General features: G+C 62.1%; 13 protein-coding genes. 8 read left to right on the top strand and 5 right to left on the bottom strand.

Annotated elements, in window-relative coordinates; all coding sequences use genetic code 11:
- The first annotated feature begins 19 nt into the window (after window positions 1-19).
- Genes arfB through AAFM92_12495 form a run of 3 tightly spaced genes read left to right on the top strand, consistent with a single transcriptional unit; the run spans window position 20 to window position 2,617 of the window.
- Complete coding sequence (arfB, locus tag AAFM92_12505; protein ID MEL7301196.1) at window positions 20-442, top strand: alternative ribosome rescue aminoacyl-tRNA hydrolase ArfB; 423 nt, start codon at window positions 20-22, stop codon at window positions 440-442.
- Window positions 435-1,694 (top strand): aspartate aminotransferase family protein, encoded by a 1,260-nt coding sequence (locus AAFM92_12500; GenBank protein MEL7301195.1) that lies wholly within the window; start codon window positions 435-437, stop codon window positions 1,692-1,694. The genes arfB and AAFM92_12500 overlap by 8 nt, the downstream gene beginning before the upstream one ends.
- The gene (locus AAFM92_12495; protein MEL7301194.1) at window positions 1,682-2,617 is read left to right on the top strand and encodes a phosphotransferase; all 936 of its coding nucleotides are present in this window, start codon (window positions 1,682-1,684) and stop codon (window positions 2,615-2,617) included. The genes AAFM92_12500 and AAFM92_12495 overlap by 13 nt, the downstream gene beginning before the upstream one ends.
- Here the strand turns inward: AAFM92_12495 and pncB are convergent.
- Window positions 2,614-3,906 carry a nicotinate phosphoribosyltransferase gene (gene pncB / locus AAFM92_12490; GenBank protein MEL7301193.1) on the bottom strand — a complete coding sequence of 431 codons (1,293 nt, stop codon included), beginning with the start codon at window positions 3,904-3,906 and terminating at the stop codon, window positions 2,614-2,616. The two genes, AAFM92_12495 and pncB, sit on opposite strands and share 4 nt — an antisense overlap.
- Window positions 3,907-4,055: 149 nt before the next feature.
- Here pncB and AAFM92_12485 point away from each other — a divergent pair, with 149 nt between their 5' ends.
- Complete coding sequence (locus AAFM92_12485; protein MEL7301192.1) at window positions 4,056-4,505, top strand: hypothetical protein; 450 nt, start codon at window positions 4,056-4,058, stop codon at window positions 4,503-4,505.
- Here the strand turns inward: AAFM92_12485 and pncA are convergent.
- Together pncA and AAFM92_12475 are read right to left on the bottom strand one after the other, a co-directional pair.
- Window positions 4,498-5,094 carry a bifunctional nicotinamidase/pyrazinamidase gene (gene pncA / locus AAFM92_12480; GenBank protein ID MEL7301191.1) on the bottom strand — a complete coding sequence of 199 codons (597 nt, stop codon included), beginning with the start codon at window positions 5,092-5,094 and terminating at the stop codon, window positions 4,498-4,500. The genes AAFM92_12485 and pncA overlap by 8 nt on opposite strands.
- Window positions 5,095-5,108: 14 nt before the next feature.
- A complete protein-coding gene (locus tag AAFM92_12475) occupies window positions 5,109-5,780 on the bottom strand; it encodes a YkgJ family cysteine cluster protein (protein ID MEL7301190.1) in 672 nt (223 codons plus the stop codon).
- 53 nt (window positions 5,781-5,833) lie between these two features.
- Here AAFM92_12475 and AAFM92_12470 point away from each other — a divergent pair, with 53 nt between their 5' ends.
- The 3 genes from AAFM92_12470 to AAFM92_12460 are packed head-to-tail and all read left to right on the top strand — an operon-like array spanning window position 5,834 to window position 7,620.
- Window positions 5,834-6,715 (top strand): rhodanese-related sulfurtransferase, encoded by an 882-nt coding sequence (locus AAFM92_12470; GenBank protein ID MEL7301189.1) that lies wholly within the window; start codon window positions 5,834-5,836, stop codon window positions 6,713-6,715.
- On the top strand, window positions 6,708-7,256 hold the full coding sequence (locus AAFM92_12465; GenBank protein ID MEL7301188.1) for a hemerythrin domain-containing protein: 549 nt from the start codon (window positions 6,708-6,710) through the stop codon (window positions 7,254-7,256). The genes AAFM92_12470 and AAFM92_12465 overlap by 8 nt, the downstream gene beginning before the upstream one ends.
- Window positions 7,257-7,305: 49 nt before the next feature.
- Window positions 7,306-7,620, top strand: a complete 315-nt coding sequence (locus tag AAFM92_12460) for a hypothetical protein (GenBank protein ID MEL7301187.1) — start codon at window positions 7,306-7,308, stop codon at window positions 7,618-7,620.
- Window positions 7,621-7,622: 2 nt separating this feature from the next.
- On the opposite strand, the gene AAFM92_12455 is transcribed toward AAFM92_12460, so the two are convergent.
- Complete coding sequence (locus AAFM92_12455) at window positions 7,623-7,886, bottom strand: hypothetical protein (GenBank protein ID MEL7301186.1); 264 nt, start codon at window positions 7,884-7,886, stop codon at window positions 7,623-7,625.
- Window positions 7,887-7,968: 82 nt separating this feature from the next.
- Between AAFM92_12455 and AAFM92_12450 the strand changes: the two genes are divergently transcribed.
- Complete coding sequence (locus AAFM92_12450) at window positions 7,969-8,871, top strand: endonuclease/exonuclease/phosphatase family protein (protein ID MEL7301185.1); 903 nt, start codon at window positions 7,969-7,971, stop codon at window positions 8,869-8,871.
- 24 nt (window positions 8,872-8,895) lie between these two features.
- On the opposite strand, the gene gyrB is transcribed toward AAFM92_12450, so the two are convergent.
- Window positions 8,896-11,313 (bottom strand): DNA topoisomerase (ATP-hydrolyzing) subunit B, encoded by a 2,418-nt coding sequence (gyrB, locus tag AAFM92_12445; GenBank protein ID MEL7301184.1) that lies wholly within the window; start codon window positions 11,311-11,313, stop codon window positions 8,896-8,898.
- Window positions 11,314-11,476: the final 163 nt, after the last annotated feature.

Genomic DNA, 11,476 nt, shown 5'->3' with positions numbered 1-11,476 from the left:
GCAAGGTTAGGGTGCGGCCATGCTGCAGATCAGCCGGGACATCACGATCGAGGACTGGGAGATGGTGGAGACCTTCGCCCGCTCCAGCGGTCCGGGCGGGCAGAACGTGAACAAGGTCAATACGGCCGTGGAACTGCGCTTCGAAGCTGAGCGGTCTCCCCATCTTCCGGACCCGGTGAAGCGGCGGCTGAGACGGCTCGCGGGACGACGCTGGACGCAAGACGGCGCGCTCATCGTGCAGGTCCAGGAGACACGCAGCCAGGCGCGCAATCGAGAAATCGCGCGGGAGAGGCTCAAGGACCTGATCCAGAAGGCGCTCGAAAAACCGAAGCGCAGGATTCCGACGCGGCCCACCTTGGCATCAAAGAAGCGGCGCCTGAAAGCGAAGGCGCTGACCGCGGAAAAGAAGGCGCTTCGGGGAAGGGTGTCACCCAATGAGTGACCTCCTCGCGCGACGGACACGCGTGCTGGGCCCGAACATGCCGACATTCTACGCCGACCCCGTCCATATCGTGAGGGGAGAAGGCTGCTGGCTCTGGGATGCGGACGGTAAGCGATACCTCGACTGCTACAATAACGTGGCCCATGTCGGTCATTGCCACCCGCGCGTCGTGGACGCGATTTCACGGCAAGCAGCGACGCTCAACACGCATTCCCGCTACCTACACGAAGGGATGGTGAGCTATGTCGAGCGGCTTGTCGCGACGTTCGAGACGGACCATCAGGCGATCCTCGTCTGCACTGGGTCCGAGGCGAATGACATTGCCCTCCGTATGGCGCAGGCGGCCACGGGGAAACGCGGGTTCATCGCGACGGACGCCACATACCATGGAAACACGGCAGCGGTCTCCCAGCTCAGCACGCGCCGCCCGCCCATAGGCGGCTACGGAGACCACGTGCGCTTTGTCCCCGCCCCGCACACCCTCGCCCCGCTCGGAGGGACGCCTGAAGGCCAGGGCAGAGCTTTTGCCGAGAGCGTCCGCACGGCCATCGAGGCGCTCGAGGCCAACGGGGCGGGCTTTGCGGGCATCATGGTCTGCCCGATATTCGCGAATGAAGGGCTCCCCGACCTTCCCGATGACTTTCTCGCCCCGACCGTTTCCGTTGTGCGAGATGCGGGCGGGCTCATCATCGCGGACGAGGTGCAGTCGGGATTTGGCAGAACCGGGCGACATCTTTGGGCGCAAGGTTGGATGGATCTCAGGGCCGATATCACCACGCTCGGCAAACCCATGGGCAACGGTCATCCGGTGGCAGCCTGTCTTGCCCGCCCAGAGATTATGGCAGCCTTCCGAGAGGCGTTCGGCTATTTCAACACCTTCGGTGGGAACCCGGTGAGCGCTGCGGCCGCTTCTACAACGCTGGACGTGATCGAAGACGACGGACTGACAGCCCATGCCGCGCGGATGTCATCGATCGTCGTTGACGCGCTCCGGTCCGCTGACTTTCGTGCGGAGGCAAATATACGCGGCCGCGGTCACTTCTACGCGGTCGAGCTGACCCGGGACAACGAGCCTGTGCCAGAGCTCGCGGTCTGGCTCATGGAGGAGCTGCGGAGGCAGGGGGTACTCCTTGGCACGATCGGGCCGGATCGCAACATCCTCAAGCTGCGCCCGCCCATGCCCTTTGGCGAGGGCCATTTGGACCACCTCATGACGACACTGAAGAAGGCGCTCGCCACATGTCCGATCTAGCTGATGTCGCCCGACTTTGGGGCAATGTGGAAGACGCTCCGGCACTCGTCGCTGCACGAGAAAACAGGGTCTACTACTGCACAATTGACGGTCAAAAGCTTGCTTTGCGTGTTCATCGTGCCGGGTATCAAAGCCGCATGGCGATCGAGAGCGAGCTGCGCTGGATGTCTCGCCTCGCTGATCTTGGCTTCCCCTGCCCGCGGCCCGTGGCATCTGGGGATCAGACATTCCTCAAGGCGGTACATGGCGGTCAGTATGCCAGCGCGGTCACGTGGCTCGAGGGGCGCGCCACCGGAGCAGGAGGCCGGGAGTTACCGGGCACGGATGAAGAGCTTCGCGCGCTCTACGCAGCCGTCGGTGCGCTGATCGCTGCATTCCACGATGCAACCGATGCCGTCGAGACAGACGATATCCAGCGCCCTGCATGGGACGCGGATGCGCTCTTGGGCGAAGAGCCGCTATGGGGGCGTTTTTGGGAGAATCCGACGCTCGATGGGTCTGAACAGGAGCTCCTCTTGCAGGTGAAAGCCCAGGCCTATGACGAACTCGTGGACATGGACGCCGTTGATGCGGGCCTCATCCACGCCGACTGCCTTCAGGAGAACATCCTCGCCACGCCCGCGGGTCTCGCGCTGATCGATTTCGACGATGCGGGCTTTGGATACCGCGCCTACGACCTCGGCACCGCGATGGTTCAGCATCTTTCCCATCCCAAGCTGCCCTTGCTGCAGGACGCGCTTTTGGCGGGCTATGGCACGCTGAGGATACCGCCGACCCTTGAGCGGCTGCGCTTTTTCACGATGCTGCGCGCGCTCGCCAGCTGCGGCTGGGCCATCTCGCGTGCAGCGAGGGCCGAAGCGGAGCAGCGCGCCCTGGCAGATCGGGCGCTCGCGGCGGTCCACCACTGGATGGGTGAGAGCTAGACGACGACCTCGAGTTTTTCCTGCTGGCCCACGCCGAAGACTCGCTTGTACCGCTCGATTTCATCCTTCGGCCCCATGGCTTTGTTGGGGTTGTCGGAGAGCTTCACCGTGGCGCGGCCATCCGCTGACACCGCTTTGCAGACGAGCGAAAACGGCGCGAGGCTATCGCCGGGGGTCAAGCCGCGGAAATCGTTCGTGAGAAGGGTTCCCCAACCGAAAGAGACCCTAACACGCCCCGCAAACTGCGTGTGAAGCGCCTCGATCTTCTCCACATCCAGCCCGTCGGAGAAGATGATGAGCTTCTCCGTGGGATCTTCTCCGCGCTCTTTCCACCAGCGGATCGCGGTCTCCGCGCCCTCTTCCGGCTTGCCTGAGTCAATGCGGATCCCGGTCCAACGTGCGAGCCAGTCCGGCGCGCGTTCGAGGAAGCCCTCGCTCCCATAGGTATCCGGAAGGATGATGCGCAGATTGCCATCATGCTCTTCGTGCCAATCCGCCAGCACCTCGTAAGGCGCCCGGGCGAGTCCGTCATCATCCCGCGCGAGGGCGGCATAGACCATGGGCAGCTCGTGCGCGTTTGTCCCGATGGCCTCGACCTCCCTCTGCATCGCGATGAGGCAATTCGAGGTTCCGATGAAGCGCGGGCCTAGCCCCTCGATCATGGCCTGCACCGCCCAGTCCTGCCAGAGATACGAATGGCGGCGACGTGTCCCGAAATCCGCGATCAGGAGACCATCGAGCGCACGCAGGCGCTCGATCTTCTCCCAAAGCTTCGCCATGGCGCGAGCGTACAGCACCTGCAATTCAAAGCGGCCCATGGCATTGACGACGGCCCGCCCGCGCAGCTCCATCAGCACCGAGAGCGCCGGGATTTCCCAGAGCATGACCTCCGGCCAAGAGCCCTCGAAGGTGAGCTCGTACTGTCCGTCCCGCTTTTCCAGGTGGTACGCCGGGAGCTTGAGCCCCTCGAACCACTCCATGAAGTCGGGGCGAAACATCTGCCGTTTGCCGTAGAATGTATTGCCGCGCAGCCACGTACTTTCGCCCCGGCTCAAGCTGAGCGAGCGGATATGATCGAGCTGCTCTCTGAGCTCACCCTCGTCGATCAACTCCGCGAGCTTGATGTCCTTGGAGCGGTTGATGAGAGAGAATGTGACCTGCGTCTCCGGACGGTTCCGGAATACGGACTGGCACATGAGCAACTTGTAGAAATCCGTGTCGATGAGCGACCTTACGATGGGGTCGATCTTCCATTTGTGGTTCCACACACGCGTGGCGATATCGACCATCAGGGCCTCCCAGCTCGACGGTGAGGATCAAAGCGCTCCCGTCCAGAAGGGGCAAGGTCTTTCCGTTAACATTCCATGAAGACGTCCCAATCCGCCCACAATTCAATGCAAGGTTGAGTTGATTGTGGTGGCAGTTCGGATATGAGCCCATGGCTTTGAACTACGATATCGACATCCTTCCAGAAGACAAAGAGAGCCTCGGCCTCTTCGTGGCGGCGTTCCGGGATCCGGCCACCGCACAGGCGGCACGGGATGCCGATCCGCGGATCGGCGCACTCTTGGAAGACGCGGGAATTTCTTTGGAGCCCTCCTCATCGAACGTCCCAGCGGGGCACTATGCGTATCGGGATGCCGGCGCTCGCGAATATGTCGCCGCGTGCTTGGACGCTGCGATGCGCGACGATGACGAAACGCCCCGGCGCGACCACACCACGGAGTTCGACATCTCTGAGCTCGCTAAGGCCGTCGCCACCGCGCAGCCTTTTGGCCCTATCGTGGCAATACCCGCTGCGCCGGAGCGGACGCCCATGAAGGTCGGTGTTGCCTTCGGGATCATGGCATTTGCTGGATACCTCGCCGGGTTTTCCGGCCTCATGTGAGGCGGACACCAGCCTTCTTCATCCCCTGATGGGCTACGCCAAGTGAGCCATCCAGATCGATTGCCCTCGTGAGATCTTCGCGCAAGGTGACCTCGAAGCCGGCTTTTGCCGCATCCACTGCCGAGAAATTCACACAAAAATCGGTTGCAAGGCCTACGAGCGTCAGCGCGGTGATGCCCCGCGTCCGAAGATAGCCTTCAAGACCCGTCGGCGTCTCATGGTCATTTTCGAACATGGCGGAATAGCTGTCGATGGCGGGATTGAAGCCCTTCCGGATGATCATGTCCGCCCGGTCCACGGCGAGGTCGGCATGGAAGGCAGCTCCGTGACTTCCCTGAATGCAGTGATCGGGCCAAAGGACCTGCGGCCCATAGGGCATGTCGATCATGCTCATGGGCTCCGCGCCGGGATGGCTGGACGCGAAGGACGAGTGGCCTGCCGGATGCCAATCCTGCGTCAGGATCACCGCCTCGAAATCGGCCATGAGGGCATTGATGCCCGGAACGATCTCGTCACCCCCGGCCACTGCGAGCGCACCGCCGGGGCAAAAATCATTCTGAACATCGATCACGAGGAGGGCATGTGTCATGGCAAGGGTCCGCTTCAAGCAAGGGTCGCGCGCTTGCGCTCTTCGATGAGCTCGGCTGGACGGTGCCGCGCAGCCTTGAGCGCGGCGTCGAGTGGCACGCCTTCGACGGCGGCCTCCGCGACCTTGCGCAGCGCATAGGTGGGTGCATGGCCGGGGCCCAAAGCCGCGCGCGCGAGCGCATGCACGGTCAAGTATGTGCCATACGCCGCACGGGTGCCGGTGCCCTCGGCAGCCCTGCCCTCGGCGATCTCCTCGCATGCGGCCGCGTCCCGGCTGACATAGCTTCGGCAGATCATCGGCCGGGCCGCATAGGCGCGGCAGGTGCGGGTCTCGGGATCAAGCGATGGACAGGCCTTCGGATGCCAGTCGCGCCCATCGGGGTGTCCCTGCAGCGGGGCAAGCGCGGCATGGAGCGCCTTGGCCTCTGCGCCCGTGATCACGCCACCGTCTTCACCCTGAAGGATGCAGCAAAACGCGCACCCGGCCGCACATGCAAGGCCATCAGGCTCGGCTGTCGTGGCAAGCCCGATTTGCCCGATCCGCGTGGCCGCGACACCTGAATGAAGCTCGGTCTCGAGCGCCTTCTCATCGAGCTTTTGCGCGGTGATGTAGGCCTCGAGCTGGGCTCGGGCGCGCCCGTCGCCGCCGCCTTTGACTTTCGCCTTCGTGAGCTTCTTTCGGATCATGCCGCAAAGCGTAGGGATTGAGCGCGGGAAGGCAAATGCGTATCTGCCGCCGCATGTTCACCATTGCCGCCCTCTATCACTTCACGCCCTTAGACGACCCCGCCGCGCTCAAACCCGGGCTGGTGGAGGTTGCCGAAGCCGCGGACGTGCGCGGCACGATCCTCCTCGCGCCCGAGGGCATCAACGGCACCATCGCAGGGACAAGGAACGGTATAGACGCAGTGCTCGCGACAATCCGTGCACTGCCCGGCTGCCAGGATCTGAACTGGAAGGAAAGCGCGGCCACAGAGGCACCGTTCAAAAAGCTCAAGGTGCGCATCAAGCGCGAGATCGTGACGATGGGCCAGCCGCACGTGAGGCCTGCGGACGGAACAGGTCACTACGTGGCACCCAAAGACTGGGACGCGCTCATCAAGGCGCCCGACGTGGTGACGATAGACACGCGCAACGATTTCGAAGTGGCCATCGGTAGCTTCGAGGGGGCGATAGACCCGCAGACGAAGAGCTTTGGCGACTTCCCTGCATGGTGGCAGGCGAACAGGCAACGTTTCGAGGGAAAGCGCGTCGCCATGTTCTGCACCGGTGGCATTCGCTGCGAAAAATCCACCAACTATCTGCTCTCGGAGGGAGTGAAGGATGTCTATCACCTGGAAGGTGGCATTCTGAAATACCTCGAAGACATTCCGGAGACCGAGAGCTCCTGGCGCGGCGCGTGCTTCGTCTTTGATAAGCGCGTGAGTGTCCAACATGGCTTGCGGGAAGGTCCTCACAGTCTTTGTCACGCTTGCCGCCGCCCGCTCGCGCCCGAGGATACCCAGCGCGCCGAATACCTCGAAGGCGTGCGATGCCACCAATGCGTGGACGAGTATGACGAGACAGACCGGGCCCGCTTCCAGGAGCGCATGAAGCAGAGACGCATCGGTGGCCATGACTGACGCTCTGGCCGAGCGCGATGGCCTCTCTGAGCCTCTCCGCGTCTTGCTCAAGGAGTATCCCCGCGAGGCATGGGAGGCTGACCCGGCTTTCTCCGACCTCATCCGGTTTTGGCTGGAGCGCCATGCCATGTTCCGGGAGATCTGCGTCGCTCTTGTCGGTCTGCTCGAAGGTCACCTCGATGGGCGCACCGATCCCCAGCGCACAGCGCCAAACCTCTCGCGCTACGGAAACGCACTGCTCGGTGGGCTCCATGAGCACCATCACATCGAGGATGAGCACTATTTTCCGCGGCTGATCCCGATGGAACCACGCTTAGAGCACGCATTTCAGATCCTAGATGCGGACCACCACGATCTCGCCGAAAGGCTCGAGCATACGGCAACGGCGGCCAATGCCGTCCTTCGGTCGACTGATGATCGGCGTGCCGTGGACAAGGCTCTTGTGGAGGTCCGGCTGCTCCAGGCTCTTCTCCACAGGCACCTTTGGGACGAAGAAGAGGTCGTCGTGCCGGTATTGCTCAAGCACGGGCTCGACGCTTAAGCGAATCTTGCTTTCGTGGCATGATGACGCCCGCAAGGAGGGTCTGCATATGCCAAACTATCTATTGATTTATCACGGCGGGAAGATGCCCGACACGCCCGAAGAGGGTGCAAAGGCCATGGCGGCTTGGGGCGATTGGTATGAAAAACTCGGAAAGGCCACGGTCGATCCGGGAAATCCGGTGATGGGCAGTCACACCGTGAGTTCTGCGGGGCATGTCCATAATGGGGGCGCTAACCCTGTGTCAGGATACACGATCCTGACGATGCCAGATATTGAGGCAGCCTGCGCCGCGGCCGCGAAGAACCCAATGGTCCTCGACGGAACAGGGTCCGTCGAGGTGGCTGAGATACACGAAATGTAAGGCTAGCCGTTGTCGCGCAGGTTATCTTCCGATGCTTGCGCGTCATCGGCGTGGTTTTCATCTCCATCGCCGGACCAGTCGCCTTCAAGCCGCATGGCCTCCTTTGCTTCGGGGGGAAGCTCTTGAGCGAGGTCGGCCACCGGCGGGTCGGAGTAGTCGGTTTCTTCCGTCCGCTTCGCCTTGCGCTCGCCAGGCGTCACTTCAGTGAGGTCCTCGGCATGGGCGTTGGCGTCGGGTTGCGTGCTGTCTATTGCCTTCTCGGCCATGTTTCGTCTCCTTTGATTGACGGGAAAACGCGGGGGGCCCCCGGGTTTGTTCCGTCCCGGGAGGAGTTGTGTGGTGCCCCGAATGGCTTGGATCCTAATTGCGCTCATCATCGTGCCCTTGGCGCTCATCGGATGTCAGCAGGTGCGCCTCTCACCAAGTGCCGCGCTGCCGCCGAAGCCTGAAGCGGCGTTTCGCGTCGCGTCTTGGAATGTCCACTACATCTGGCTCGAGCAGGAAGAGGGCCGCTGGGGGCTTTCCGGCTGGAAGGCGCGAAAAGGACCGATGGATGCCGCCTTCAAGAAACTGGAGGCCGACATCATCGGATTTCAGGAGATGGAGTGCTTCTCTCGCAGGGGGGACGGCAACATCAACCTGACCCGTGATTTCCTGCTTGCGGAAAACCTTGCCTATGCAGCCGCCGCCACGGGCGATGCTCGCACCCTTCCTCCCACGCAGCCGATTTTTTATCGCCGCGAGACGCTTCGCGTGGTCGATGAGGGGTGGTTTCATTTCTCGAGAACGCCGGACGTTCTCTACTCGAGAGGCTTTGATGGTGCGAGCCCATCTTTTGCGAGTTGGGCTTTGTTCGAGACTGTTTTGGGCGACCATCCAACCCGCTTTCGCGTGGTCAACATTCATCCCGATGCCTTCTCTCGGGTGAACAGGCAGGCCTCCCACGCCCTCGTTTCAGAGCGCATCGCTCCGTGGCTCGCCGCCGGGGAAGAGCTCATTTTGCTGGGGGATTTCAACGCGCTCCACGGCTCAGCCGCGCATGAGCGTTACGAAGCGCAAGGATTGACCTTTCCCAAACCGCCCGGCGCCACCTTCCACCTCGATCGCGGTCTCCACATCTTTGGCGCAATCGACCATATCGGCGTGACCTCCGGGCTCGTTCCAGGCGAGGCCATGATCTTCAACGAAAAGCTCGGCGCCGTTTGGCCCTCGGACCATCACCCTGTGCTTCTGGACATTCGGCTTCCCTGAGGAAGCCGAGGATCGGGCGACCGCCTAGAAATCGAGGTTCGCCACACTCAGCGCATTGTCCTGGATGAACTCGCGCCGTGGCTCCACCACATCTCCCATGAGCTTGGTGAAGAGGTCATCGGCCTCGGCCACGTCATCGATCTTCACTTGGAGGAACGTGCGCGCGTCCGGGTCCAGCGTGGTTTCCCAGAGCTGGTCGGGGTTCATCTCGCCAAGGCCCTTGTAGCGCTGGAGCTGGTTGCCTTTCTCACCTTCCTCGAGAATTGCCTCGAGGAGCGTGAGCGGGCCAAGGATGAGTTGATGCCGCTCCTTTCGGTGCAGCGTGGCGGGCTGGGCGTAGACCTCCTGCAGTGACTGCGTGAAGCTTCCCGTACGCGATGCCTCTCCCGAGCGGAGCATCTTGCCATCGAGTGTGCGGACTTCCTCGACGCCCCGCAGAATGCGCGCGAGCCGAATGCCACGGTCCTGCGTAATGCGGCCCTGCCACCCACGTTCATATTCCAGTGCGATCAGGTCGAGCCTGGCGGCGACGCGATCTGCCACGCCTTGAAGGTCGGCATCCACAGCGCCGGGCACAAAGGCCCCGGCAATCGCGGCCTGCTCCAAGATGTGGCGGGGATAGTGCGTGGGGAAGGCATCGAGAAGACGCTTGAGGTTTCTCGCTTCCTGCACCACGCGTGCCAGGTCCTGCCCGATGATTTCTTCGCCGGAGGAAAGCCTAAGGACCGCGCCATCGACACCCTGCTCGATGAGATAGTCATCGAGGGCCGCCTGATCCTTCAGATACACCTCGGACCGTCCGCGCGAGACTTTGTAGAGCGGCGGCTGCGCGATGTAGAGGTATCCGCCCTCGATGAGCTCGGGCATCTGGCGGAAGAAGAACGTGAGCAGCAGCGTACGGATATGGGCCCCGTCCACGTCAGCATCGGTCATGATGACGATCTTGTGGTAGCGCAACTTCTCGATGTTGAACTCGTCACGCCCGATGCCAGTGCCCAGCGCCATGACGAGATTGCCGATTTCCTGGCTGGACAGCATCCGGTCGAAGCGCGCGCGTTCGACGTTCAGGATCTTGCCGCGGAGGGGCAGGACGGCCTGGGTGCGGCGGTCGCGCCCCGTCTGTGCGGAGCCGCCGGCCGAGTCACCCTCGACGAGGAAGAGCTCCGTCTTGGACGGGTCCTTCTCGGAGCAGTCCTTGAGTTTCCCTGCGAGGAAGTTGACGTCCATCGCCGTCTTGCGGCGCGTCAACTCTCTTGCCTTGCGCGCAGCTTCTCGCGCCAGCGCGGCTTCGATGATCTTGCCGACGATCTGCTTGGCTTCGTTCGGGTTCTCCTCGAACCACTCCGTGAGTTTCTCACCGACAAGGTTCTCCACGGCTGGGCGCACTTCGGAGGAGACGAGCTTGTCCTTCGTCTGAGAGGAGAACTTCGGGTCCGGCACCTTCACCGACAGAACGCAGGTCAGACCTTCACGGGCGTCGTCCCCGGTGAAGTTCACCTTCTCCCGCTTTGCGATGCCCGTGTCGGTCGCGTATTTCTGGATCGTCCGGGTCAACGCGCCCCGGTATCCGGCGAGGTGGGTGCCGCCGTCGCGCTGTGGGATGTTATTGGTGAAGGGCAGCACCATCTCGTTGAAGCTGTCGTTCCACCACATGGCGACTTCAACGCCGATGTCGTCACGCTCCCCGGTGACATAGATGGGCTCGCTCATGATCGAGCTCTTGGAGCGATCCAGATACTTCACGAACTCCTTGACGCCGCCTTCGTAGAAAAGCTCCGTGCGGAGCGGCTCTGCCGGGCGCTCATCTTCGAGAATGATGCGCACGCCGGAATTCAGGAATGCAAGCTCACGCAGGCGCTTCTCCAGAGTGTCGAAGACGTAGTCGAGATTTGAGAAGGTGCCTGTGGAGGCGAGGAAGCGCACCTCCGTTCCGCTTTTCCCGCCAGCGTCACCGACGACCTCGAGGTGCTTGACCGTCTCACCATGTTCAAACCGCGCAATGTGCTCCTTGCCATCGCGCCAGATGCGAAGCTCAAGCCAAACGGAAAGTGCGTTGACGACAGACACGCCAACGCCATGGAGTCCGCCGGACACCTTGTAGGAATTGGAGTCGAATTTTCCGCCGGCGTGGAGCTGGGTCATGATCACCTCGGCGGCGGAGACCCCTTCTTCCTCGTGGATACCCACCGGTATCCCACGCCCATTATCGGAGACCGAGACAGAGCTGTCGGTGTGGATTTTGACGTGCACAAAGTCGGCATGGCCCGCGAGGGCTTCATCGATCCCATTATCGACGACCTCGTAGACCATATGATGGAGGCCAGAGCCATCATCGGTATCTCCGATATACATGCCCGGGCGCTTTCTGACCGCCTCCAAGCCCTTGAGAACCTTGATGGAATCTGCACCGTATTCCGGCTGCTCTTGCTCGTTTTCGGCCACGTTCTGACCCTTCTTCTTTTCCTATGGGTTTATACGCATCCGAGCGGGAAATGTCACGCGATTGGGCCAGATTTGGCGGCGATGTTTGCTACGCCCAAACGTCTCGCAGACAAGGAGAATCATTGCTTCACTGGGCGCCTGTCCACCAGCTTATCCACAGCGC

The organism is Pseudomonadota bacterium, assembly GCA_038533575.1.
Lineage (GTDB): Bacteria > Pseudomonadota > Alphaproteobacteria > Rhodobacterales > Rhodobacteraceae > Shimia_B.
Note: the sequence above shows the minus strand (reverse complement) of the source record. Positions and strands in the feature narration are given on the sequence as shown.